Origin of the sequence: Hafnia alvei (assembly GCF_900095695.1) — a bacterium.
Lineage (GTDB): Bacteria > Pseudomonadota > Gammaproteobacteria > Enterobacterales > Enterobacteriaceae > Hafnia > Hafnia alvei_B.
The window spans coordinates 1-22,266 of record NZ_FMIQ01000063.1 but is presented as its reverse complement, the minus strand read 5'-3'; the positions used below and the strand labels follow the sequence as shown (position 1 = coordinate 22,266).

The window sequence follows — 22,266 nt, the reverse complement described above, 5'->3', positions numbered from 1 at the left end:
AACATTAGGCTAGATCTGAGTCAGTAATTAAAAATTAGGGTTGATACGTGCTGATACCCCAGCGTGCTCTTTTAAGAGGTAAAGAAGCCCGCCTCCATCAATGAGTTCGATTGGTTTGTCTTCGCAGAAACGATATGCATCTTTACCATATTGACTTGTACACACCAGAATTCCTTTGTTAGCACCTTCATTCATCATTGTTCCATAAAGATCTCTAACAGAACTAACACCGACAGTGTCTTTATATCTTTTAGCCTGAATCACCACCTTACCACCCAGGATCGGACGAGTGTCAAATGCCACCGCATCAACGCCGCCGTCTTTTGTACCTCTAGTGAGTTTCGTGTCCAGACCCATTTGAGTGAAAAGATTTGATACTAACACTTCAAATTCTGATGGTGAAAGTTCCATAAGGTTTGGACGTGTTTCAAGGACAGATAAAGCATCAGCTTGTTCAATGAAGCGTTTATCAACCATGTTGAATTCGATAATAGGCTTTACTGCCTGGAGTTCATCTGGTCGCCCTGAAACTTGTGCACCTAAACTTCTAAGGCATGCACTCTTTTCGACCCTTTCCAGTTTTATTTGGATGAAATCATCCTTATGAGCACGGGCAGACACTAATGTGACTTTGGTGTCATGCCCACTTGTAGGATCGATAGTTTCTATTACACCGTTAAACAGAACTGACGTTAAAGCAGATGCCTTGTCAGCTTCGAAAAGCTCATGCATTGTGCGGAGTGTTATCGCGGCGATTATATTTTGATAGAGTTCTTTGATCTCACCAATCTTTCGCGCTTTGGCATCAATGGCATCTCTTGTTTTGACATATCTGTATTCCAACTCGCGAGGTACTACTGCAATTTCAGGTAAGTTGTATTCAACTACCAACTCCTTACTCTCAAGTAAATAAGCCAACCTAAAGGTTTGGGGAAAGCCATTCTCAGGATATTCAGACCGTGTCAACACCATTTCGCAATAAGCCAATACGCTGTCAGGATCGCCGTTGAGATAGTCTTGCTCAAACTGATCAACTTCGTCATGCTGACTTTTTATTTCTTCAAGGTAAGCTGTTCTTCGAGTCTGATAATCAGCAATCAATGCATCAAGTTCAATTTTCTGACTTGAAAGAATAACTGAATGAGCTTCCTTACTTTTACTGAAAGACTCTTCCGCACTCTGTAATTCTCGATAATATTTTTTCTTTATCCATGGGAAAATAGTCTTCCATGCAGCTGGAGCGTTCACGATTTTCTTCTCTGGCTCAGGGTCTGGTAAGAGATGTCTGGGTGTTTTGAAGTCATCGAATTTTGGGATTTGTTTCAAGGCTGAAAAATCAATCGAATCGTCAAATTCGAGGGTATGTTCTAAAAGTGTAGAAAGCGCGGTGATATTCTCGTTCAGCTCAGCGTTTAGATCGGAAACTTCATCTTGACGCTCTTCCAAATACATAGCTTTTGCTAACTTATCAGCCTCTTTTTGCTCACGAAGTCTCTGAGCATTATCACGTTTTAATTCACGCTCTATACGTCGAACTTCGGCAAAATGATGACGTTCTGATCTCTTACGTTCACGCTCTGCTGCTGCAACGGCTCTGCCTGTAGCACGTATAAAACCTTCAAATCCTGATCTCCGTCCCATCCCAGTCCTCGCAGCCTCCAACCGAAAGTTCAATGTGTAACAAGTGAAGTTGCCTCAAGCAACCGTCCATCTAATTAACCTGCAATTAATTTACTCTATTAGCACTAAGCCAATCTATAACATTTTAGAAAAGCAATTAGCTCATATCTTAAAATGAGCAGGTTTGTTGCTTCTTAACCAATCAACGGGGAGCTCGTCATGATCATTAACTGATTCAGTGCGGATTTATCAAGGTCCGCTTCTGGCACAAAGCTGACTAAAAACTCACTTTTTCTCAGAACGATGAGTCTCTATTGTGAAGATAGTAGGGTAAACTGAATAGTAGCTATTGGTGATGTGAAGGCGACGCTTGCTGGCGAGACGTTCGAAATACTGAGACAGTTTTTGTATATGGGGAAGGTAAAGTGGTTCCCCAAAACAAAAATTCACTCTTATTAAATCAATGTGTTACGAAAAGCTGTTTAACGCAAAAAATAAGCTAGAGAATTTGATTTTTCTCCATTGATTCAGTAATGTAATAATGGATCGCGCAGCTGATGCTGCGCCACATGGAATGGTTCGAAGCGGCTGATTTAATTGTTAAAGGCATGGAAGGCGCAATCGCTGCCAAGACCGTGACCTATGACTTCGAACGTCAGCTAGAAGGCGCTAAACTGCTGAAATGTTCAGAGTTTGGTGACGCGATTATTAAGCATATGTAATCACGCGAATGTAAACGGGGCTATTAGAGCCCCGTTATTTTTTGTTAACCAGAAATCTTCCCCAAAATTCGACCAAAACTCTTCCATGATTTGCTCTTTTCTATGTCAACAATCATCCAATCTTTCCCTCGATCGTCGTTGAACTGCGTTTGAGCGATTCACAGGGTTTTTGTCGGGCGCGGATATTACGCACGGCTGAAAAATCATCAAGTTAACAGCTTGAGCTAATGTTGCTTCATTTAATATTCTAGTGCCCAAGCAAAATAAGGTCTTCAGGCGCATATGCATTAGGACCGTCGTTACAAACCACGCACTTCGCCGTACGAACTTGCTCTCTTGCAAGATTTTCATCGTTGATTGCTTTGATCACCATAACCTTACAGGTGCCATTTTCAATAACGTGGGCACCCACCCGCAAAGCATTTCTATTCATGTCATAGGCAATGTTCATCGAGATATTCCTTTTAAGTAGTCGTTGCTAGGAGTTTAACCTCTAAATTTGTATGGGTATTACAAAGTGCTGTTTGGTTGAGTTATGGTTAAACAACAGCAGTTTTCAGTCGTCATAATAGAAATGCTCATTCGGATGTTAGATCCTTGCATCAAGGCCATCAATCGCTACGCGTGCCTTGGCGGTGAGTTCACCGTAATGTAGCGATGCATAATGCGTCAACGCTAAACTGTGAGGCGCTGATGAAGGTTCTCGATGAGATAAACAATAAGGGTAGGGGCACGATTTGGTTTGCAGGGCAAGTCATCCAAAAGAACTGGCAGATGAAACGAAATATGCTTTCGCCAGCCCATACCTCGAGGTTTGGCGAGTTGCCTATTGCCAAGGCTCACTCGTTCATCTCTGGCTGAAAGGAGACAATAAGTGCCAATATTAGATGAGGATATGTATAAATATCCAGAGCATCTGAAGAAAGAACTCGCGGCGCTCCCTTCGCGACCGGGGGTATATATTTTTCATGGTACGAGCAAGACAATGCCGCTTTATATCGGTAAAAGTGTCAATATTCGCTCTAGAGTTATGTCGCACTTTCGGAATAAGAATGAAGCAAAACTGCTTCATTTAACCACCCATATTGAGTATATAGAAATGGCTGGTGAGCTAGGGGCGTTACTCATAGAAGCTCAGTTGATAAAGGCACAAAACCATTGTTCAACAAAAAGCTGAGACATGCTAAGCAGCTTTGCTCGCTATCGCTAAAGCATAGCGGCGTTGAGGTTGTTTATGCTGGCGATCGTGATTTTTGGCACGAAACCCAATTATTCGGTTTATTTCCCAATAAATTGTCAGCATTAGATGCATTGAGAGCGGTAGCTGATCAGCAAAAACTCTGTTATGGCGTATTAGGTCTGGAGCGTTTGGTTCAAGGGCGTGCTTGCTTTCGTTATGCTCTTAAGCGGTGTGGTGGAGCATGCTGCGGTAAGGAGTCGCTTGAAGAGCATCAGTTGCGTTTGGTGCAAGCGATGGAGAGCATGCGAGTACAGTGCTGGCCATATAATGGCAAGGTTGCTGTTGAGGAAAGCTGCGAGACTTTCACTCAGTATCATATTATTAATAACTGGTTTTACCTAGGAACAGTCGGAAGCTTGCAAGAGGCCAAATCAATCAACACTACGGCAGATTGCTTCGATAGGGACGGCTACAAAATATTATGCAAACCGTTACTGAGTGGGAAGTTTAATATTATTGCTTTGGAATAAATTGAAATGTTACGAAAGGCCGTTTGCTGCACCACATGCAATGGTTCGACGCGGCAGATTTAATGCTTAAAGGCATAATTGTTAAAAGCATGAAAGGCTTAATCGTTGCTAAGACCGTGATCTATAACTTTGAACGTCAGTTAGAAGGCGCTAACCTGCTGAAATGTTCAGAGTTTGGTGACGCGATTATTAAGCACATGTAATCGGATAACTCTATATATGCCAACGGGAGCCTAGTGCTCCCGTTTTGTTATTATTCAATTTGAATTGGTTATTAAAACGTATGGGTAAACGAAGGCAGGAATAAAAGGAATACCAAATAAAAATTCAGGGGACGCCGATTATTACCGAAGGTAAATCCTCTGAGGCGTAAACACCTCAGAGGATTTTTTTATGGTGTCACAATATTGAACCAGAACTCGAACTTGTCCATATAGCCCAACATTTCGTCCATCTTCGCACCGTTACCCGTTACCTTCACATCACCTTTATCTTCGGCCTGTTTCAGCGTTTCTTCTTTCAGGATGATTTTATTCAGCGTGTCGCGGTTTAGCGTAATAGTTGCGTCGGCGTCTTTTGCTTCTGCATTAGGGGTGTGGTTCAGTACACCGTTTTCCAGCTCCAACTTGTACTTGCCGCCATCATTACCCAAGTCGATATTAAACACCGCCCTAGCATTACCTGCTTTTTCACCGTTGATGTGAACAGCAAGGTAGTCGAAGAACATTTCAGGCGTCATGGCACGAACGGTGTCCGGGCTTGCTGTGTTCGGCGTTGGACCTTTTACCACGCCATTACGCAGCTCCTGAGCTCCGGTCAAGTAGAAGTTACGCCACGGGCCAGACTCTGCTTGGTAACCCAGCTGTTCCAGTGCATCAGCTTCAAGGTTACGTGCATTCTGGTTATTTGGGTCGGCGAATACGACTTTACTGACAACCTGCGCCACCCAGCGGTAATTACCCTGGTCAAAGTCGGTTTTAGCTTTCTTAAGAATTGCATCGGCACCGCCCATATATTCAACAAATTTCTTTGCTGCTTCTTCTGGCGGCAGTTCATCGAGAGTGGCTGGGTTGCCATCGTACCAGCCGAGGTACAGCACATAGGTCGCTTTCACGTCGTGGCTAATGGAGCCGTAGTAACCACGGTTAGCCCAAGTTTTCGCGAGACTATCTGGTAACTTGAAGTTTGCCGCAATTTCATCGCGAGTCAGACCCTCGTTCGCCATACGTAGGGTCTGGTCGTTGATATAGCGATACAGATCACGCTGGCTCTTCAGCAGGCCAACCACGTTATTGTTACCCCAGGTTGGCCAGTGGTGCTGGGCCATAATTATTTCGGCTTTATCACCCCAGCGAACGATAGCTTCGTTGATGTATTTCGACCATGGCAATGGTTCACGAATTTTCGCACCGCGTAGCGAATAGGTATTGTGCAAGGTGTGGGTTACGTCTTCTGCGGCTTCGATGAGTTTTTTCTCTTCGATATACCACAGCATTTCGGATGGGGCTTCAGAACCTGGCGCCAGCATAAAGTCATAAGTCAGACCATCAATGACTTCTTTTTGACCATCTTTTTCGATGATATTCGTTGGCGCAATCAGCGTAACGGTACCCGCAGACGTCGTAGTACCTAAGCCCGCACCAACCTGTCCAGTTGCTTCGGGTTTGAGCAAGTTGCCATACATATAGCTGGCACGGCGGCTCATGACATTTCCGGCCATTATGTTTTCAGCAACGGCGGCCTCCATGAAGCCAGCAGGCGCATAAACTTTTACTTTACCGGATTTCACATCTGCTTCATCGACAACACCACGCACGCCGCCGTAATGGTCAACATGGCTGTGGGTGTAAATGATGGCGACGACAGGTTTATTGCCACGGTTTTTATAGTATAAGTCCATGCCAACTTTTGCTGTTTCAGCTGAAACGAGCGGATCAACTACGGTAATACCTTCTTTACCTTCAATGATGGTCATATTGGATAAATCAAGGTTACGGATCTGGTAAACACCGTCTGTTACTTCGAAAAGACCGCTGATGTTGATGAGCTGGGACTGACGCCACAGGCTTGGATTCACGGTGTCAGGGGCTTTTTCCCCTTCTTTAATAAAAGCGTATTGTTGCGGATTCCAGATGACATTCCCTTGCTCGCCCTTGATAACGTCCTGAGGCAACGCGGCGATAAAACCTTTGTGGGCGTTTGTGAAATCAGTGTTATCAGAGAAAGGAAGCTGGTTATAGAGTGCATCGTTAGCTTGTTTTGTTGAAGGTGTCGCTTCTTTTGGTGCTTCCTGCGCAAACAGCGGTGTCAGTGCAGTGGAGGAGAGTAGCCCCGCCAGCGCAAGGCTTTTGACGATCAACTTAAGTCTCATTTGCCATCCTTATGTGAAAACTCTAACTACTCAACGAGCTCGAGTAGTTACCTCTGGATATAATTCGTTAATTTCAATGACAATGATTGTCATCAGGCAAAAACGTTTTTTAAATATAACCAAATTGTTACATTTCGCCATATAATGACACAAAATATTCAAAATTTGAGGATTGTATATTTGAGATTCGTTGGAGGAGCACCGAAAGTTAACAGGGCGAGGTCTGGATGCGGTATCTCATTGATAATTCTGAATTGTTTATATTTAAGCTGAAAAAAGATGCTTTAAAGTGCCTGCGAAGGGCGATAATTTCTAGTTTGGTGCAGTATGTGATAGAAGATATTTCTTAAAATTAACCCTACTTAACTAAAGTATATGCTTTGTTAATTTTTCCGATGTTAAATAATCATTACATGGACTAACAGAGGATATAGCATGTCAATTACACTTCTTGAGACAACACCAAAACAGAATCGTCATTATTTTATCGCCCTAGTTATCGGGGTTATTACCGGGATCATTTCAGCATTCGTGAAATCAGGAACGGAGGATATTCTTCCTCCTCGAACCCCAGACCGAATTGCTCCCCCCGTACAGATGCTGACTGATATGGGCATTGATTGGCATTCACTTGTTTATAGTTATTCTGACCAGCTGGTGTATTGGGGAGGGAACTTTGTACATATTGTTTTTTCTATTGCTGCGACTGTTTTTTATTGCGTAGTAGCAGAAGTCTTCCCTCGAATAACCATGCTGCAAGGTATTGTTTTTGGCGTTCTTTTTGCCATTGTCTGTCACGGAGTTATGCTCCCGATTCTTGGGCTATCACCAGCGGTTATTCATCTTCCTGCAGACGAAATCATATCTGAGATCCTAGGAACCTGCTTATGGATATGGTCTGTTGAATTGTTACGTATTGCGCTTAGAGCAAAAATGACAAAAATCTAAGCTTACGCTTGAAACTCAAATAATCTGTTTTTTCGGCCATATTTTTATGTGGCCTTTTTTGTATGTAGCGCCAGCCAAACAGACATCCACATATTGAAGCTTTTTACTTGAGGTTGACGACGGGGACTTCCTTAAATACCAAGATAGTACCTTTGCAATACCGATCGTTTTGAACGATCAATATGAGGTAATTGATCTATACAACCAATTTTAACCATACTCTTCATGCTGTTATCTTCGCTTTTATTTTGGGAAGGAACTCCGCGTGAAGTTTTCCAATGGTGTAAAAGCGATATTTATTACGTTAGGTATTGGGTTGGTATGCATTATTGGCGCTTTAAACTGGGCCATAAACGGCGCTACTTCTCCCGGCGGTAAGCTAGAGATGCCAAGACCTCAGGGGAAGGAATTCAGGTGTGGCGATCAGGCAATGGTTGTCACTCAAAGCCGATTATTTGAGATGCTGAATAGGGCGCCTGTCGGTATGTGCGTAAGCCGCGTTAATGATGATACGTTTGTCGCTAGAGAGATGGCAGTGATACCGCGGTGATAAAACCCGCCTAGCGGGAGTAACCACGATGCAGAAACAGCTGGAAAGGGCACGGCAGTGGATTAAGGCGCTGTGCCACTCATTCTCGTTCTTATATTGACTCACCGAGCCTTTTTATCCGGCATCATCCTCAAGAGCGTATTGTCTTTTTGTATGTAGTGGTGAAATAACGCCGCAGCGGCATGAAATGCTATTAAGAAATAGCCCGCATTGGCGAGTGTTTCGTGGATATCTTTTATTGTTGTTTTTACTCCGCCATCAGCTGCCACAAAAGGAGAAATAGTAAAACCTAGCAAGCTCCATGATTTGCCACCATAGGCCATTAAAGCAATGCCGAGCACGGGTAAAGCAAGGAAGGTTGCATAGAGGGCAATATGCATGAGCTTAGCTGCGTACATTTGCCAACATGGCGGCGGTGGAACAATATTCGGATCTTTGTATTTATGCTTTAGCCCCAAACGAAAGAACATCAGCAGCCATACAAATACACCCGCATTGTAATGCGTTGCTCTCATAGCAAGATACGCACTTGAATCCTTGGGGAACCAGCCACGCAGCTCCATCGCTGCATAGGTAACAGCAATTAAGACGAGCGTGAGCCAGTGGAGTTGTATTTGTAGCGTAGAGAATTTTGTCATTGTTATGCCCTTTGAAACTATGAATATAAAGTTTATAAACTAAATCTTAACAAATCCTTAATAACATAATGGTTATAGGGCTTTCATATCTGCCAACGCTCGGTTTAATTGAGAACACCGAGATTACGCGTTAGATTGAATACGCCAGATGCCAACTATGCCAACTATGCCAACTATGCCAACTATGCCAACTTCAGTCAGTCGTGGAATACCGCCCAGAGTTAATGTAACGATGGGGTCATCGCAAACTGCTGCGAAACACCTTTGATAGCCTGAGATAACAGTAACTCCTGCCGTTCCCATTGATGGCTCATTGGCGTGAAAAGGTATATTGAAAACGCAAATCTACCCAGTGAATCCATCAGCAACCTTTGACGTACTGAGGAGTTATCGCGTGGTGAATGCGACATGAATGCCAGAAAACGGAGTAAGAATGATATTATTAAAACCAGCCAATGCAGACCGCAACTGACTTAGACTAAAACGTGGAGATGAACGATGAATAATGAAGTATCCCTGAAATACTATGACATTCTGGATGAGTATTCGACGGAATCGGCAGAGCCAGTGAGCGAGTCGGAGCGTGACGCTTTGGCGCATTATTTCCAGCTACTGATTACCCGTTTAATGAATAACGAAGAGGTCAGTGAGGATACGCAGAAAGCGATGGCCGTTGAGGCCGGAATTAACCAACAACGAATCGATGATATTGCGGAGTTCCTAAATCGATGGGGCAATGAGTAGTTCTTGTTGAGGCTATTCTACTAGCGATATCGTTGTTTGATCTTATCAGCCGCCTATATGAAGCACATTTCTCTATTCGTCGGTCAATAGCCATTCCAATCACTGACGAATAGAGTTGATTAACCTCCGCATTGAGCTCTGAGTTCAGCAATCAATCCGTTTTCAATCAGTTTTGCGATTAATAGAGATTAAACAAATAACGAGAGGTTATTGTTTATGGTATTTCATTCGGCTACTCTGTGAAGGTTGCATGTTTTAACCCAGCTTATGGAAAAGGGTGGTTGCCATGAACAACTTAAGTTGGCGCACTATGCGGCAACAAGCCACTATCCCAGCTGGTAACAGCGGATTTATCTTTTGAGTGAATATCTGTGAATAAAGGAAGGGGACTCTATGGGGTTGAATCCTATAAATAATTCTCTTAGATATTGATATTCGCTAAGCTTTGATTATAAGTGATTAATAATGCGTAAATTTATTACTCTTTCAGCGGTGCTGCTTCTTTCTGGATGTAGCAGCTATCAATGGGTAAAACCGGGTTCTAATGCGAACGATGCTTCCATCGCTGAAACAAAATGTGAAGCTCAGGCCCTAAGAGACCTACCTCCTGATAATGTTGTTAGCTCGACTTATACGACCAAAGATAAGAAAAATAAAACGTCTGATACGAGCTATTCAGTTTCTGATGCAAATGAGTCAAAGCGAAAAGTGCTGATTAATGATTGCATGTACAGTAAGGGCTGGTCACAGATCGAAACGCAAAACTAAGGTTTTTTTGGTGGCGTTGATAAATTGAAAAGGCCACCTTGGGTGGCCTCTTTTACGGGCTGAAACTCTATTTTTGAATAGGCCAAGTATCCAGTATTGGAATTACTTAGACCTTGAGCAGTTTCACCGTGGCATCTATGTCTATCTCATCTTCAGTGAAGATCAGCGTTGTTCCTTGGAATGTTGTGATCGCCAGCTTTTTTAGCGAGCGCATTTCATCTGATTGAGTCGATGTTTTCGGTCTGATGCTGTTCATCAATATGCCTACAGACAGCACGGTATTTTCTTTATCAATACCGGTATCGGCGGGTACTTCTTCGCTGTAAACAAGGTAAGACTTGATCGACGTCAGCTTAATACGTTCGCCTGCGATGTAGATGTATTTGCTGTCCGGGATAACCTTCACAGAAAAAGCCGACAGGCCCTTGTTATTTGTGGTGGGTTCGAATGTCACCGCTGCATCTTTTTTAATCAGCTCAGGGTTGGCGACCTTAATCACATGAAAATAACGGTTATCACCGTTTTCATCTTTGATAAATCCAAAACCTTTATCTTCAAACCACGTTGTGATCGTTCCATTCATCGCCATTACCGCCTACTTAAATTGTTTATCTACTCAGTTTTTGCAGCGCGCAGTGTAAAGCACAATGCCTGCGTAGCCTACGTCTTTACATGATCTGGTTGAACATAAATTCGTAATGAAAATCCCAAGGGGATTTTCTAATAGAAACATCCATTACCACATCAAGTCATCGGGCACTTTAAAATCGGCATAAGGATCTTCTTCATCTTGCTCTTCCTGGCTCAGCGAGCTATTCAATACGATACTGTCTGCATCACGCTGCGCAATTTTATCGGCTACGCTGGCAGGAATAATTGCGTACTCAGCGTCACTATTGCCATCTATCACTAAACGAGCAATCGCGAGGCGACCGCTAATCAGCTGTGATTGAGTCAACTTATCAACAAAGAGTTTCTTAATTAAATTATTATCAGTGAAGTTAAAGCCAATGTCGCCTTTTGAAATGTCAATTCTATTCATTTCAATAAGCTGCTTCACTTGGGCTTTGTATTCTTTCGATAGAGCGGCTTGTTTTTGTTGCTCGCTCAGCTGTTTATCGCGCTCAAGCTGTGCTTTCTTATTTTCTTCTACGGCCTCTCTCGCCTCGCGAGCCTGAACGCGCGATTTTTTAGCCGTTCTTTGTACTTTGGCCATTTTTTTGCTGCTGACGAGTCCGGCTTTAAGCATCTGTTCTTGTAACGTGAGTTTTGTCATGTTCGTATCTAAATTCAGGGGATAATGGTGAGATTATACCTGTAGTTTTTGATGTGATGCCAGATTGTCGTGGCCGATCGCTGCATTGTTTAAGTTTGCTGGTGGTTATTAAGCCCGTTTTCAGCCACTAACGGACTGCAACAGCGACGCTATCGATGATCGGCGCAACACCTGTGTAGTGTGTATTTATAAATGATATGGAAATTACTCTTATAATTAAGCAGTAGCGTCCTGCTCAATGTTAACGAGCCATACGCAAAGGGCCGTGCTCACCAAACCTATTTCAACGACTCAATAAGAGGTCTTACTCCCAATGAAACAACAAAATATTAATGAGTTAACCGAACAGCAAAAAGAAGAGATAGACGAGTTCGCGTTACAGAGAGTTAGGGCAATGAACAGCGATGAGTTTTTATGTCAGGATATTGACGCCAAAATTCACGCGATGGGGGAGAGCGTTAAAGCCTATTTCAAGACTCGTCTTTCATTTCACTCTAAAACAGATAAAGATTAGTAGCCATTCTGACGTGGGGTCGAAAAATCGGTGGGTTTGATGTCAATCGGCCCACATTGCAGTCGTAGCGAGAATATCTCATATGCAATAGCGGCAACGGTTTCTCTGTCTCTTCGAACCTAAACAGAATAAAAACAAAATGATGGCTGCGTTTGAACGCCCGAGACTCGTGGGCTTAGTTCTGGTAGCATGCGCGGCACTATCATTGGGGAGTAGCCATCCTTCAGCCGTACTGGGAGTACTGCTAAGGAGTCCACGTCAACAAACTTGAGGTTTATTTCCTCATGGCGTGGTCAGCCATTGCGAAAGCATAGCCAGGCGAGACTTTTGGTCGCAATACACTTTCCCAGCCGGGCGAGTCGTGTTGTTGCACCATTGGGATCTGACTCGCCCGGCCACATGACTATCATGTATCAAACAATCACCCTCTTTTTCCTTTCTGCGATCGCTATTTATTTAGCCTGTGAGTGTTTTGTTAATGGAATCGAATGGTTTGGGCGGCGGCTAAATATTGGCGCTACAGCCGTCGGTTCTGTGCTTGCTGCTTTTGGTACTGCGCTGCCTGAAAGTACCGTGACCTTTATGGCCGTGGTTTTCGGCGGTACGCCAGAGCAAAAAAATATTGGCGTGGGGGCCGCAATGGGAGGGCCGCTCGTGTTGGCGACTCTGGCCTATGCCGTGGTTGGATTAGCATTGATTTGGCACCATCGCCGTTCCAATCGAAAAAGCACTCAGATACGCGCCGACTATGCGCGCATGAGCCATGATCAGGGCGCATTTCTTGCCGTATTTATCGTTAAAGTGACGTTAGGCTTGGTTGCTTTTACTTTGAAGCCATGGCTGGGCGTTTTATTTCTGGTGGCCTATGCGCTCTATGTTTGGCGGGAAATTCGAAATAGCGATACTGCCCCCGAAGAAGAAATGATTGAACCGCTCAAAATTCGCCCCTCAGCGATTGAGCCGTCTCTGGGTTGGATTGTTCCGCAAATTGTTTTATCGCTTGCCGTTATTGCGATAGCCTCGCATATTTTCATCCGCCAACTTGAGGATATTGGAACCCTTATGCATTGGCCTCCACACTTAGTGGCTTTGTTTTTGAGTCCGGTGGCGACTGAACTACCTGAAATAATGAACGCGTTAATTTGGGTGCGTCAGGGTAAAGAGCGTTTAGCTCTGGCGAATATTTCAGGCGCGATGATGATTCAAGCTACCATTCCTAGCGCGCTAGGCCTATTTTTCACACCATGGTTATTTGATGGTCCGCTGCTGGTCGCAGGCATTGCTACCGTGCTAGCCATTGTTTATCTCTGGAAGATTTTTCGTCGTGGCAGCGTGGATGGGCGTGCATTAGTTATTGTCAGTGGAGGATATGGGCTGTTTGTGCTGTTGATATTCGGCAGTTTTACGTAGCGATAAACATTGACGCGCTATCCGCACTATATGACCTGCATTATATGACGATGACGCCGGAGTGTATTTATAACTTCGGCGTTAACATGTTTATATAAGTTCTAACATTAAACTTGCATAGTACCTGTGAGTTTAAAAAATAGACTTCCCTAATTTTATTTCATTTGACCATAGTCCTTTATAGGCCCACTTATCGTTTGATCTGCCAATACTAAAAATAAATTCCTTATTTTTCTGTTGGCAAAGGCTATGGGCAGTATTGATATTAGCGAAGAGTAAAAGGCTTCCTACGCTAAAATCTTTTATATCGGTGTTAATCCCGCCATTATGATCGTCAAAATAGATCCAATTATTGCACTCTGCTTGATAAATTAAGTCGTAAGCACAGGCTTCACCCTTATAGAACAAGACGTTGCCAAAAATCATTGGTCGGATTGATTCTATAAAGTCGGCCAGCTCTTTGATATCACTGTGATGATGCTGACTCCCCCAACGCATACCAGATAATTTAAGGTAAATTGTGCTGAGCTGCTCGCTGCTAAAGGCGGAAACGGGAACCACTTCTCCGCCGTTGTTGAGAAACTTGTTCATCTCAGATTGTCTTTTCTTATTCGTTTTCTTAGAAAATGAATCTTTAACAAGACATATTGATCGACGGTTTAACACGCCATAGGTGAAGTTAATGAACTGTTTTTTATGCTTTATTGAGAGCTCTTTCGATTTTGCAGGCAGATAACAACGTCCCAGTTCTGGTGAAACGGGTAGAATAATGTTCTCAAATATAACGGGGATTTTCTTGTATGGATGAATAATCTCCCCACGTTTATCAGTGAATAATGCACCAACGATTTTTCCATTCACTTTTTTATGAAAAAACTGAATTTGGTTGGGGTCTCTATCCTCCAGTATTTTTAATACTAAAGGATGGTTGCATACACTCCCACCAAATGTGTGATAGGCCTGGCAATAAATCTCATAGCTAGATGGTTTCCATCCTAATAATTTTATTGGTAACATATTACGATTTTCCAAAATAACTCGGTTTACTTTCGCAAATTTATCAATCCATACTTCAATATTAAGTAAACCAATTTACGTTACTAAAAAATCGCTGCTAAATACTCCAGAGGAAAACTCATTTTATTTCTGGGGCGTAGATTCGCCGCATATTATCAGGGCCAAGCTGGCTCAGAATAAGAACTGAGCTGAAAAAAATATAATTCTTTCCAAATCAGAACTTTCTCGCATAGACCTGCCAATCTTGGACGTAAGGGCTGTTCATCATTAGAATCACGCACTATACTGTATAAATATACAGTTAATGGTTTAACGTGATGAAATTCTATCCTGCCTGTTTAAGCAAGCTCTCAGTATCAATACCACTTTATGCCGACAGCGTGCCTGCTGGTTTTCCAAGCCCTGCGGCTGATTACATCGATAAACCTATTAATCTGAATGAGCTACTCATTGCACATCCGGCATCAACCTATTTTGTGCGTGTTTCTGGTGAGTCAATGACGGGCGCGGGGATCTTTGATGGTTCACTACTGCTGGTGGATTCGAGTATTAGGCCTAAGCATAACGACATTATTATTGCGTGCCTCGGGGGAGAGTTCACGGTAAAGCGCTATGTAACCCGCCCGAGGATCATGCTAATTGCCGAAAACCCTGAGTACCCAGCGATCGAATTCAATGACGGGGAAGATCTTGAGACATTTGGGGTCGTTAAGTTTGTGATCAATGAGGCGCGTTAATGTTTGCCCTTGTTGATGTGAATAGTTTCTATGCCAGCTGCGAAGCGGTGTTTCGCCCAGACTTGCATGGCAAGCCGATTGTGGTTCTTTCAAACAACGACGGCTGTGTCATTGCTCGCTCTGCGGAGGCCAAAAAGCTCGGCGTCAGCATGGGAGCGCCTTATTTCAAACAGCGGAAGCTGTTCGAACAATATGGCGTACACGTTTTTAGCAGTAATTACTCGCTTTATGGCGATATGAGCCAGAGAGTGATGTTACTGCTTGAGGCCATGGCACCGAGTGTTGAAGTGTATTCCATTGATGAGGCGTTTCTGGATCTGCGAGGCGTCAGTCATTGCCATAATCTAGAAGCGTATGGGCACGAAGTCCGTGAGCAAATCAAGCGGAGTACTCACCTTGCCGTGGGGATAGGTATTGCTCCGACGAAAACGTTGGCTAAGCTTGCCAACCATGCGGCAAAGCAGTGGCCGCAAACCGCAGGCGTTGTCGATTTATCTCATAAGCTAAGGCAACGCAAACTGATGACATTAATGCCCGTTGAAGAGGTGTGGGGCGTTGGCCGGCGACTATCTAAGTCGCTCAAAAATGCGGGTATTGATACGGCTCTGAAGCTGGCTGATATGGATCTGGCCTATATTCGCCGTAACTATACCGTTGTCCTTGAAAGAACCGTGCGGGAGTTACGTGGTGAATCATGTTTAAGCATTGAAGATGTTGCGCCGACAAAGCAGCAAATTGTGTGTAGTCGTAGCTTCGGCGAGCGGATTACTGAGTATCAGGATCTGAAGGAGGCTATCTGTAGTTATGCCGAAAGGGCGGCAGAAAAACTTCGAAGGGAAGGTCAGTTTTGCAAGCACGTGAGTAGCTTTATTAAAACCTCGCCATTTTCTGAGTATGAATTGCATTACAGCAACTTGGCGTCGACGCGGTTAGAAATTCCCACGAATGATACGCGAGACATTATCAAACACGCATTACTTTGCTTAGATAACATTTGGAAGCCCGGCAAGCGCTATCAAAAGGGGGGCGTTATGCTCGGCGATTTGTACGATCACGGTATTTCGCAGCTAAATCTGTTTGATGAGTTTAGCCCTAAGCCCAATGCTGAAGCGCTAATGAAAGTGCTCGATGAGATAAATAATAAAGGACGCGGGAAAATATGGTTTGCTGGGCAGGGAATACAGAGAGGCTGGCAGATGAAGCGCAACATGTTATCTCCAGCATATACCACGCGATTTAGCGACCTACCGATGGTAATGGCCCACTAGGAATAACTCTATTCTGGCGCTTGGCGCGAGATCAAATTTTATTAAGTGGTATGGGTTTTGGGTTAATTGAGCAGGGCTGCGGCGTGCATTATGGATTACGTTAAGTATATAAAATGTGAATAATTTGATGTGGATCATTCATGCGTGTTGATTATATGTTACGGTTGGTATTCATAATGAGCATGGAGTGTTATATGAAAAAAGTTATTTTAGCTACCGCCCTCGCTTTCTCAATGACGGCATTCAGTGCCACTGCGGCGGACCTGATTTCCAAGGATGAAGCTCATCATTTTAAATATGAGTATATTGGAAATGTGTCTGTAGGTGCGACTAACGGAGAAGTTGGCTCTCCTTCCGATCTGCATAAACGTTTATCAAAACTGGCAGATGAAAAGGGTGGCAAATACTACGTGATTATTGCCGCCCGTGAGCATGGTCCTAACTTTGAAGCTGTAGCTGAAGTTTTCAAATAAATAAAATGAATATAAGGGCTACTTTATAGTAGCCTTTTTACATAACAGCCCCGCGATTGAGAGCAAACCTGTTGAAATCAGGTTTGGTAATCCATTTATTGCACTCAGATTTTCTACATATTAGCTCATTTTGCTTTTCTGTTAGGGAAGGTAAACGCGTTTTGTTTTGAACCACTCGCTTGAATAATCCTAAAATGATGCCCGATATCTCCCAACAAATGCATATATCTGCTCAGATTGCCTTTGAACTCTGAAAATGAGTTGCGGCTTTGATCCCAGACTTTTATAACCTATCTTCAAATATTCTTAAAAAAAACTGTACAATAGCAGCACGCGAAAAACACCAGCCATAGATAATATGGATAGTAACTAAAATGTAATCAAGGTGATGGAATGCTTGAGCTATTTGATGTCAGTTACGAAGAGCTGAATGGGGTTCGTTCTGATGAACTCTATCGACTGAGAAAAAAAACGTTCAGTGACCGGTTGGGATGGGATGTTGTCTGCAACAAAGACATGGAGTTCGATGAGTTTGATAATCCTAATACACGTTACATCCTAGGATTATATGAGGGACAACTTGTCTGTAGCGTGCGCTTTGTCCCATTGGATGAGCCTAATATGATTACTCACACGTTTCAGGCTTGCTTTGCAGATGTGCCTTTACCCGCAGGTGAAATGGAATCAAGCCGATTCTTTGTTGATAAATCACGCGCGAGGGATTTGTTAGGCGAGCGATACCCGCTAAGTCAGGTGCTATTTTTAGCGATGATAAATTATGCTAGGCACTATGGCTGCAATGGTATCTACACTATCGTTAGCCGAGCAATGCTAACAATATTGAAACGTTCAGGTTGGCAAATTAAGCCGCTTAAGGAGGCATATCTGAGTGAGGATGAGCGAATCTATCTGGTTTATCTCCCAACAGACTCTGCCAGTCAAACAAAAATGGCTGCAAAAATAAGCGCTTCAGTCAGTGGTATTCAGTCCCAGCTGGTTAATTGGCCGATGTCGATAGCCGTTACACCGGCATTGGTGTAATAAGATCAAGTTCAACGCCCAACCTTATTGCTTGTCGGGCGTTGCTTACTCCAAGCTTGCTCACAACGTTGCCCATATGAAACTTCACGGTGCGCACTGAAATACCTACGATCGTAGCAATTTCGGCGTAGGTTTTGCCCATGCTGGCCCAATAGAGCACTTCATTTTCACGCAGAGTGAAAATTGGTTTGTCCGAATCGATTTCGATGTCTTCTTTACCAAAAGATATCGATTGAACGAGATGATACATCTGTTCGTTAATTTCAATCAGGTGCATCTGAATATTGCCGCGCTCAGATGCCAGCTTTTTCTCTAAGTTTTCCTTCATATTGCTATCAATGATTAATGATAAAAGCGCTAGATTATTCAAATGATCGTGCAGTACGAAGGTGAATCCGTTAGCAATGTTGTATTGCTTCGATAGCGAAAAAATCTTTGAAATCTTGAGATCTGACATCAATGTGATGTTCTCGTCCCACGCGAAGGGTGAAGTGCGTTTGAAACCGGTTAAGATGACCGGATCGATATGCTGCAGATTATTAGTACGATAGAGGTTAACCCATTCATCGGGATAGCTTGAAATGATAAGCAGTTTTGACGGATTTTTTTTATTGATAACCGTATATGCGTACTCAGGGCTGCCTAAATGCGACAGTTTTCTATCGATATAATCTCGGAGCGTTTCCGTTAGTATCGGATTTTCATTGAAAACAGAAAACATTTGGGCTCCTAGACGTTCAATTTCCCATATCTGAGTGACAATATGTACTTTAGTACAGGGCGCAAAGTACTTAAGTACAACTTACAGAACTTAGCCAATGACTTATAATGCCCCGGTAAGCTGAAGGTAAAAAAAACCTGACCACGAGAGTCAGGTAGCTAATTCAGCCAACACCAGGGAAAAATCTCTGGACAGTGGATTTGCAAAGCCAATACTGTCCAGAGAGACTCTACTTTATCACTACTTAAATTTCGTTTCAAACACTCCCCATTCTGTTTCTCATTAGTGCTCAAAAAATCTTCTTATTTCAATACGACTAAACTGAATAAAATTGCTTAAAGCTGGCTATATTTTTCTGCTTTTGGGTTAAATAAACACCAGCGTGTACTGTAATTTTGTATTGAGAAATACTAAATAACATCTGGAAACATAAGTGCTTTAGCGAGGCTTATTGTATGGATGACATTTGATATTTCATGGGTTCGTTTCCTCAACAATTCGGCGTAGGATTGCGGGCGAATGATAACGGTGGCGCACCTGAAAAAACGATGTGGGAATTCTGCAATAAGCATTAAAGAATAAGCTTTAGGTTATACCGCTCATGTGATAATAGGGCGCCGCGCTGATGCCGTTGATAGAAAGACTCAGCAAGCTCTAACATCAGGAATTATCAGAGGAATATACAATGTTTCTAACTAGTTTTATCTTTGACAAAAAACAATATGATGAAGATTTTTATAAGTTGGATAAAAAAATAGAAGATTTCTCAAAGGACATTGCAGGATTTATTGGGATGGAGTCATTTACTGATGTTCAGAGTGGTCGTTTGATAAACAACTACTACTGGGATAGCCGCGAAGGACTCGAGTTACTCATGAACAACGTTGAGCACTTACGAGCAAAAGAACAAAGCAGCAAGTGGATTTCTGGTTTTCAGGTGGTTATCGCTAAAATCGAAGGCGCCCATAATGTAAATTTGGATCACCCATTATCCGAACATCCAATGCCTTATCGTAGAGAAAATTGAATACACCAATTGTTCAGGTATCTGATCAGCGTATCTGCGGTAGTTATTCACGCAGATACGTTTGAACCACGGCAGCAAGGTGTGCATTGTTAGTTATTTGCTTTATCACTTCCGTTAATTGGCATTTTTAGACTGCCTGAGTGCGAGCATAACGCGATGCCTGCCACAATGAATATGGCACTAACCGCATGGTATGCATGAAGTTGTGCATGTAAAAACAAGATACTAAAGATACCTCCGCTGAGCGGAATAATATGGGAGAATATCTCTCCACGTGTCGCTCCAATAGTCGCAATACCTTTATTCCACAGAAGATATGAGAGCCACGATGGGAATATAATCAGGTATACAAGTCCCAGTAAAAACTCAGGCTGAACATAGGGAATTATGCTGGGGACCCCGTTTACTATAACGGTTAGCGCAAGTATATGAAGCAACACCACTGCCCCTAAAGCAGCGCTAACGGCGACAAAGGCATTACCTTTCACCTCACGCGGTTTTATGCGTAAGAATGCACAATAAACTGCCCAACTGACGGCCGATCCCATTGTCCAAATATCGCCTCTATTTAGCTGATTGAAGAGGTCTATGTGTGAAATATTACCTTGCAGGATTAACCAGATGACCCCCAAAGAGCTGAGTATGACGCCGCTGATATTTCGTGATGATATCCTCTCCTTAAATATGGAGTGATTAATCAGTAATACCATCGCGGGCGTGGTTGATAAATAGATGGCGGCATTCAGTGACGATGTGTATTGCAGGCTAATATAAAGCGTTAACGGAAATAAAACCTGCCCACAAAGTGCAAGAAATACAATAGTGCCGGCAGATTTTTTCATGGCAGGCCACTGTTCCCGAACCTGGCGAAAATATAGGGTCATCAGCATAAGCGCGGTAAAAATCCAGCGTGCGGCAGAAAGAATGATAGGGTTTGCGGTAGCAACCAGTACATGGCCTACAACATAGTTCCCACCCCAAAAACATGCGGCGAGGCTAAGCAGGAGATAGGGCATAACTGCTCCAGTAAAGGATAAACTGATTCGTTGGCTCAAGATTACTGCCAACAAATGCTAGGATGCTAATACAAAGTTTTCATCCTCGGATATAGATTAAAACTATGAACTTTACATTGAGACAACTTGAATTTTACATTGCATTAGCTGAGACCTTGCAAATATCAAAAGCGGCTAACCGTTGTCATATTTCGCAGTCCTCAATGACAGTATCTATGCGTAATCTTGAGGAGGCACTGAACTGTCAGCTATTCATTCGACACCCAAAAGGCGTTCGGCTAACGCAGGCGGGAGAGCGGTTTCTTAACCACGCGCGCAAAATTATGATGGATAGCCACGTGGCATTAGAAGATCTACAAAATCAGCCGGAAACTGCGAGTGGTACAGTTCGTATCGGCATTGCTGAAACGCTTTCGGCCTATTTGTTGCCTAACATTCTGAGCGATATAACAAACCGCTTTCCGCTGATGGAAATTATCTTTGAAGAAGCGGCTTCACCGGTTCTTGTTAGCGCATTACGCCAAAAAAGGTTCGATTTCTGTTTATTGCTGACTTCCAATATAAATCATGACGCTGATTTGCAGATCGAGACGTTTATACGTTCGCAGAGAAAGCTATGGACACCTATTGGCCATCCATTGTTGAGTCAGCCGGTCGTCACTCTTTCTGATGTGGAAAAATCACCATTTCTGCTGTTAGTGACCGACGAATACGCAGAGGTATTTCAAGATTATTGGCAGCGTCGGCAATGTGTTCCCGATATTCACTTTCGAACTAACTCTTTCGAAGCTATTCGGAGCCTCGTCGCTCAAGGTAAAGGCGTGACTATTTTATCTGATCTGGTATATCGGCCTTGGTCTTTGGATGGGCTCCGGGTTGTACGCAGAACTATTGATGACTGCATTACCTATATGGATGTTGGTGTTGTAAATACTAAGGCCGCTGTCCTGTCACCAGACAGCAAGCGATTAGTTGATTTTCTACGCCAAAGGATCATGCGGTTTAGCGATGGGCAATGAAGCGGTAACAGATAGAGAATATCCGTTTTTAAATCAGATGTTAGTATCCAGCGGCTTTGTTCGCTGCTTGAATTCTTGAGTCCATTGTTGAACGGCTATGGTCATCTTTTGCCTGCATAATGCCACCGGCTGCGCTGATCCAATCACTGGCAGTACAACCTGATAAGATAAAAATAGCGGAAAGAAGCATCGTTTTTAGCATGGTGAATCCCAATAAGTATTGAAAATTTAGAATAGTAGTAAAAATCCTAGCGATGATATCACTGGTTATATAAATGTATTGTTCAGAAAGGCTGTTTTTAAGATGTGTTTAGGCTTTGTTTAAAGCGTTGCGCTGAAATTAATTTAATTAAAATTAAAACCATGCTAGTCAAAAGCGTAGTTCTTGCTGTAATAGAGCGAGAAGGAATTACATTAGTTCGCAAAGTTTTGGCGCGTGAAGCCATCACGATAGTTATCGAACAGAAAACTAGCACAGCTGTAAGCCCGTATAACCCCAGCGGAACTGAAATTTGCAGGCTGAGCGGCATTTTCCACCAATATTACTCTGTATAGTTTAGCTCCGTTCCTGAACTGGAGATGCGATGAGACTACTCAGAGAGATAATGCGTAGTAGATTAGTGGGGTATATTGTGGGGCTGCTTGCGACAATTGCATTTGGGTCTAGTTATATTTG

At 43.2% G+C, this 22,266-nt stretch carries 23 protein-coding genes, 4 pseudogenes and 1 riboswitch; of the genes and pseudogenes, 16 read left to right on the top strand and 11 right to left on the bottom strand.

Annotation, left to right across the window (positions count from 1 at the left end):
• Positions 1 to 27: 27 nt before the first annotated feature.
• The gene (locus tag BN1044_RS17505; protein WP_072309755.1) at positions 28 to 1,641 is read right to left on the bottom strand and encodes a restriction endonuclease; all 1,614 of its coding nucleotides are present in this window, start codon (positions 1,639 to 1,641) and stop codon (positions 28 to 30) included.
• A 527-nt stretch (positions 1,642 to 2,168) separates the two neighbouring features.
• On the opposite strand from BN1044_RS17505, the pseudogene BN1044_RS17500 reads away from it, so the two are divergent.
• Positions 2,169 to 2,342 (top strand): annotated as a pseudogene (locus BN1044_RS17500) (isocitrate/isopropylmalate family dehydrogenase); the annotation flags it as partial.
• A 247-nt stretch (positions 2,343 to 2,589) separates the two neighbouring features.
• Here the strand turns inward: BN1044_RS17500 and ydfZ are convergent.
• The gene (ydfZ, locus tag BN1044_RS17495) at positions 2,590 to 2,793 is read right to left on the bottom strand and encodes a putative selenium delivery protein YdfZ (protein WP_072309753.1); all 204 of its coding nucleotides are present in this window, start codon (positions 2,791 to 2,793) and stop codon (positions 2,590 to 2,592) included.
• 206 nt (positions 2,794 to 2,999) lie between these two features.
• On the opposite strand from ydfZ, the gene BN1044_RS17490 reads away from it, so the two are divergent.
• The 3 genes and pseudogenes from BN1044_RS17490 to BN1044_RS24315 all read left to right on the top strand — a co-directional run.
• Positions 3,000 to 3,203, top strand: a complete 204-nt coding sequence (locus BN1044_RS17490) for a DUF4113 domain-containing protein (RefSeq protein ID WP_072309752.1) — start codon at positions 3,000 to 3,002, stop codon at positions 3,201 to 3,203.
• A gap of 34 nt (positions 3,204 to 3,237) precedes the next feature.
• A pseudogene (gene cho, locus BN1044_RS17485) lies at positions 3,238 to 4,052 on the top strand (excinuclease Cho).
• Between the two features lie 23 nt (positions 4,053 to 4,075).
• Positions 4,076 to 4,255: pseudogene (locus tag BN1044_RS24315) on the top strand (NADP-dependent isocitrate dehydrogenase); the annotation flags it as partial.
• Positions 4,256 to 4,443: 188 nt separating this feature from the next.
• Here the strand turns inward: BN1044_RS24315 and BN1044_RS17475 are convergent.
• The gene (locus BN1044_RS17475; RefSeq protein ID WP_072309750.1) at positions 4,444 to 6,423 is read right to left on the bottom strand and encodes an alkyl/aryl-sulfatase; all 1,980 of its coding nucleotides are present in this window, start codon (positions 6,421 to 6,423) and stop codon (positions 4,444 to 4,446) included.
• Between the two features lie 435 nt (positions 6,424 to 6,858).
• Here BN1044_RS17475 and BN1044_RS17470 point away from each other — a divergent pair, with 435 nt between their 5' ends.
• Positions 6,859 to 7,371, top strand: a complete 513-nt coding sequence (locus BN1044_RS17470; protein WP_072309749.1) for a YagU family protein — start codon at positions 6,859 to 6,861, stop codon at positions 7,369 to 7,371.
• A gap of 265 nt (positions 7,372 to 7,636) precedes the next feature.
• The gene (locus tag BN1044_RS17465) at positions 7,637 to 7,921 is read left to right on the top strand and encodes a hypothetical protein (RefSeq protein ID WP_072309748.1); all 285 of its coding nucleotides are present in this window, start codon (positions 7,637 to 7,639) and stop codon (positions 7,919 to 7,921) included.
• A 101-nt stretch (positions 7,922 to 8,022) separates the two neighbouring features.
• Here the strand turns inward: BN1044_RS17465 and BN1044_RS17460 are convergent, their stop codons facing one another.
• Both BN1044_RS17460 and BN1044_RS23975 read right to left on the bottom strand, forming a co-directional pair.
• A complete protein-coding gene (locus BN1044_RS17460) occupies positions 8,023 to 8,559 on the bottom strand; it encodes a cytochrome b (protein ID WP_072309747.1) in 537 nt (178 codons plus the stop codon).
• Positions 8,560 to 8,675: 116 nt separating this feature from the next.
• Positions 8,676 to 8,933, bottom strand: a pseudogene (locus BN1044_RS23975) (hypothetical protein); the annotation flags it as partial.
• A gap of 124 nt (positions 8,934 to 9,057) precedes the next feature.
• Between BN1044_RS23975 and BN1044_RS17455 the strand changes: the two are divergent.
• Complete coding sequence (locus tag BN1044_RS17455; protein WP_072309746.1) at positions 9,058 to 9,303, top strand: YmjA family protein; 246 nt, start codon at positions 9,058 to 9,060, stop codon at positions 9,301 to 9,303.
• A gap of 465 nt (positions 9,304 to 9,768) precedes the next feature.
• Entirely contained in the window at positions 9,769 to 10,071 is a 303-nt protein-coding gene (locus BN1044_RS17450; RefSeq protein ID WP_072309745.1) for a YdgH/BhsA/McbA family protein, read from the top strand.
• Between the two features lie 106 nt (positions 10,072 to 10,177).
• On the opposite strand, the gene BN1044_RS17445 is transcribed toward BN1044_RS17450, so the two are convergent.
• Both BN1044_RS17445 and BN1044_RS17440 read right to left on the bottom strand, forming a co-directional pair.
• Positions 10,178 to 10,660: a cold-shock protein gene (locus BN1044_RS17445; protein ID WP_072309744.1), complete on the bottom strand. Its 483-nt coding sequence runs from the start codon at positions 10,658 to 10,660 to the stop codon at positions 10,178 to 10,180.
• Between the two features lie 147 nt (positions 10,661 to 10,807).
• Positions 10,808 to 11,347 (bottom strand): DUF2058 domain-containing protein, encoded by a 540-nt coding sequence (locus tag BN1044_RS17440; RefSeq protein WP_072309743.1) that lies wholly within the window; start codon positions 11,345 to 11,347, stop codon positions 10,808 to 10,810.
• A gap of 313 nt (positions 11,348 to 11,660) precedes the next feature.
• Here BN1044_RS17440 and BN1044_RS17435 point away from each other — a divergent pair, with 313 nt between their 5' ends.
• Together BN1044_RS17435 and BN1044_RS17430 are read left to right on the top strand one after the other, a co-directional pair.
• On the top strand, positions 11,661 to 11,861 hold the full coding sequence (locus BN1044_RS17435) for a hypothetical protein (protein ID WP_072309742.1): 201 nt from the start codon (positions 11,661 to 11,663) through the stop codon (positions 11,859 to 11,861).
• 188 nt (positions 11,862 to 12,049) lie between these two features.
• Positions 12,050 to 12,266: riboswitch (yybP-ykoY riboswitch) on the top strand.
• A 3-nt stretch (positions 12,267 to 12,269) separates the two neighbouring features.
• Positions 12,270 to 13,271 (top strand): sodium:calcium antiporter, encoded by a 1,002-nt coding sequence (locus BN1044_RS17430; protein ID WP_072309741.1) that lies wholly within the window; start codon positions 12,270 to 12,272, stop codon positions 13,269 to 13,271.
• A 132-nt stretch (positions 13,272 to 13,403) separates the two neighbouring features.
• Here BN1044_RS17430 and BN1044_RS17425 read toward each other — a convergent pair whose 3' ends face one another.
• Complete coding sequence (locus BN1044_RS17425; protein WP_175421621.1) at positions 13,404 to 14,303, bottom strand: GNAT family protein; 900 nt, start codon at positions 14,301 to 14,303, stop codon at positions 13,404 to 13,406.
• A gap of 302 nt (positions 14,304 to 14,605) precedes the next feature.
• On the opposite strand from BN1044_RS17425, the gene umuD reads away from it, so the two are divergent.
• The 4 genes from umuD to BN1044_RS17405 all read left to right on the top strand — a co-directional run bounded on the left by umuD (position 14,606) and on the right by BN1044_RS17405 (position 17,807).
• Positions 14,606 to 15,025, top strand: a complete 420-nt coding sequence (umuD, locus tag BN1044_RS17420) for a translesion error-prone DNA polymerase V autoproteolytic subunit (protein WP_072309739.1) — start codon at positions 14,606 to 14,608, stop codon at positions 15,023 to 15,025.
• Positions 15,025 to 16,293 (top strand): translesion error-prone DNA polymerase V subunit UmuC, encoded by a 1,269-nt coding sequence (gene umuC / locus BN1044_RS17415; protein WP_072309738.1) that lies wholly within the window; start codon positions 15,025 to 15,027, stop codon positions 16,291 to 16,293. The genes umuD and umuC overlap by 1 nt, the downstream gene beginning before the upstream one ends.
• Positions 16,294 to 16,487: 194 nt before the next feature.
• Complete coding sequence (locus BN1044_RS17410; RefSeq protein WP_072309737.1) at positions 16,488 to 16,766, top strand: YdgH/BhsA/McbA family protein; 279 nt, start codon at positions 16,488 to 16,490, stop codon at positions 16,764 to 16,766.
• A 393-nt stretch (positions 16,767 to 17,159) separates the two neighbouring features.
• Positions 17,160 to 17,807: an acyl-homoserine-lactone synthase gene (locus BN1044_RS17405; protein ID WP_072309736.1), complete on the top strand. Its 648-nt coding sequence runs from the start codon at positions 17,160 to 17,162 to the stop codon at positions 17,805 to 17,807.
• Here the strand turns inward: BN1044_RS17405 and BN1044_RS17400 are convergent.
• Positions 17,788 to 18,528, bottom strand: a complete 741-nt coding sequence (locus BN1044_RS17400) for a helix-turn-helix transcriptional regulator (RefSeq protein ID WP_072309735.1) — start codon at positions 18,526 to 18,528, stop codon at positions 17,788 to 17,790. The two genes, BN1044_RS17405 and BN1044_RS17400, sit on opposite strands and share 20 nt — an antisense overlap.
• A 685-nt stretch (positions 18,529 to 19,213) precedes the next feature.
• On the opposite strand from BN1044_RS17400, the gene BN1044_RS17395 reads away from it, so the two are divergent.
• On the top strand, positions 19,214 to 19,555 hold the full coding sequence (locus BN1044_RS17395; protein WP_072309734.1) for an antibiotic biosynthesis monooxygenase family protein: 342 nt from the start codon (positions 19,214 to 19,216) through the stop codon (positions 19,553 to 19,555).
• Between the two features lie 89 nt (positions 19,556 to 19,644).
• On the opposite strand, the gene BN1044_RS17390 is transcribed toward BN1044_RS17395, so the two are convergent.
• Positions 19,645 to 20,571 (bottom strand): DMT family transporter, encoded by a 927-nt coding sequence (locus BN1044_RS17390; protein WP_072309733.1) that lies wholly within the window; start codon positions 20,569 to 20,571, stop codon positions 19,645 to 19,647.
• A 104-nt stretch (positions 20,572 to 20,675) separates the two neighbouring features.
• Between BN1044_RS17390 and BN1044_RS17385 the strand changes: the two genes are divergently transcribed.
• On the top strand, positions 20,676 to 21,590 hold the full coding sequence (locus tag BN1044_RS17385; RefSeq protein WP_072309732.1) for a LysR family transcriptional regulator: 915 nt from the start codon (positions 20,676 to 20,678) through the stop codon (positions 21,588 to 21,590).
• A 40-nt stretch (positions 21,591 to 21,630) separates the two neighbouring features.
• Here the strand turns inward: BN1044_RS17385 and BN1044_RS23610 are convergent, their stop codons facing one another.
• A complete protein-coding gene (locus tag BN1044_RS23610) occupies positions 21,631 to 21,792 on the bottom strand; it encodes a hypothetical protein (protein WP_168780328.1) in 162 nt (53 codons plus the stop codon).
• Positions 21,793 to 22,266: the final 474 nt, after the last annotated feature.

Bases quoted from the DNA above. Each gene is read 5' to 3' on its own strand.
- BN1044_RS17505 (WP_072309755.1), bottom strand. From the start codon at position 1,641: ATGGGACGGAGATCAGGATTTGAAGGTTTTATACGTGCTACAGGCAGA.
- ydfZ (WP_072309753.1), bottom strand. From the start codon at position 2,793: ATGAACATTGCCTATGACATGAATAGAAATGCTTTGCGGGTGGGTGCC.
- BN1044_RS17490 (WP_072309752.1), top strand. From the start codon at position 3,000: ATGCATAATGCGTCAACGCTAAACTGTGAGGCGCTGATGAAGGTTCTC.
- BN1044_RS17475 (WP_072309750.1), bottom strand. From the start codon at position 6,423: ATGAGACTTAAGTTGATCGTCAAAAGCCTTGCGCTGGCGGGGCTACTC.
- BN1044_RS17470 (WP_072309749.1), top strand. From the start codon at position 6,859: ATGTCAATTACACTTCTTGAGACAACACCAAAACAGAATCGTCATTAT.
- BN1044_RS17460 (WP_072309747.1), bottom strand. From the start codon at position 8,559: ATGACAAAATTCTCTACGCTACAAATACAACTCCACTGGCTCACGCTC.
- BN1044_RS17455 (WP_072309746.1), top strand. From the start codon at position 9,058: ATGAATAATGAAGTATCCCTGAAATACTATGACATTCTGGATGAGTAT.
- BN1044_RS17450 (WP_072309745.1), top strand. From the start codon at position 9,769: ATGCGTAAATTTATTACTCTTTCAGCGGTGCTGCTTCTTTCTGGATGT.
- BN1044_RS17445 (WP_072309744.1), bottom strand. From the start codon at position 10,660: ATGGCGATGAATGGAACGATCACAACGTGGTTTGAAGATAAAGGTTTT.
- BN1044_RS17440 (WP_072309743.1), bottom strand. From the start codon at position 11,347: ATGACAAAACTCACGTTACAAGAACAGATGCTTAAAGCCGGACTCGTC.
- BN1044_RS17435 (WP_072309742.1), top strand. From the start codon at position 11,661: ATGAAACAACAAAATATTAATGAGTTAACCGAACAGCAAAAAGAAGAG.
- BN1044_RS17430 (WP_072309741.1), top strand. From the start codon at position 12,270: ATGTATCAAACAATCACCCTCTTTTTCCTTTCTGCGATCGCTATTTAT.
- umuD (WP_072309739.1), top strand. From the start codon at position 14,606: ATGAAATTCTATCCTGCCTGTTTAAGCAAGCTCTCAGTATCAATACCA.
- umuC (WP_072309738.1), top strand. From the start codon at position 15,025: ATGTTTGCCCTTGTTGATGTGAATAGTTTCTATGCCAGCTGCGAAGCG.
- BN1044_RS17410 (WP_072309737.1), top strand. From the start codon at position 16,488: ATGAAAAAAGTTATTTTAGCTACCGCCCTCGCTTTCTCAATGACGGCA.
- BN1044_RS17405 (WP_072309736.1), top strand. From the start codon at position 17,160: ATGCTTGAGCTATTTGATGTCAGTTACGAAGAGCTGAATGGGGTTCGT.
- BN1044_RS17400 (WP_072309735.1), bottom strand. From the start codon at position 18,528: ATGTTTTCTGTTTTCAATGAAAATCCGATACTAACGGAAACGCTCCGA.
- BN1044_RS17395 (WP_072309734.1), top strand. From the start codon at position 19,214: ATGTTTCTAACTAGTTTTATCTTTGACAAAAAACAATATGATGAAGAT.
- BN1044_RS17390 (WP_072309733.1), bottom strand. From the start codon at position 20,571: ATGCCCTATCTCCTGCTTAGCCTCGCCGCATGTTTTTGGGGTGGGAAC.
- BN1044_RS17385 (WP_072309732.1), top strand. From the start codon at position 20,676: ATGAACTTTACATTGAGACAACTTGAATTTTACATTGCATTAGCTGAG.
- BN1044_RS23610 (WP_168780328.1), bottom strand. From the start codon at position 21,792: ATGCTAAAAACGATGCTTCTTTCCGCTATTTTTATCTTATCAGGTTGT.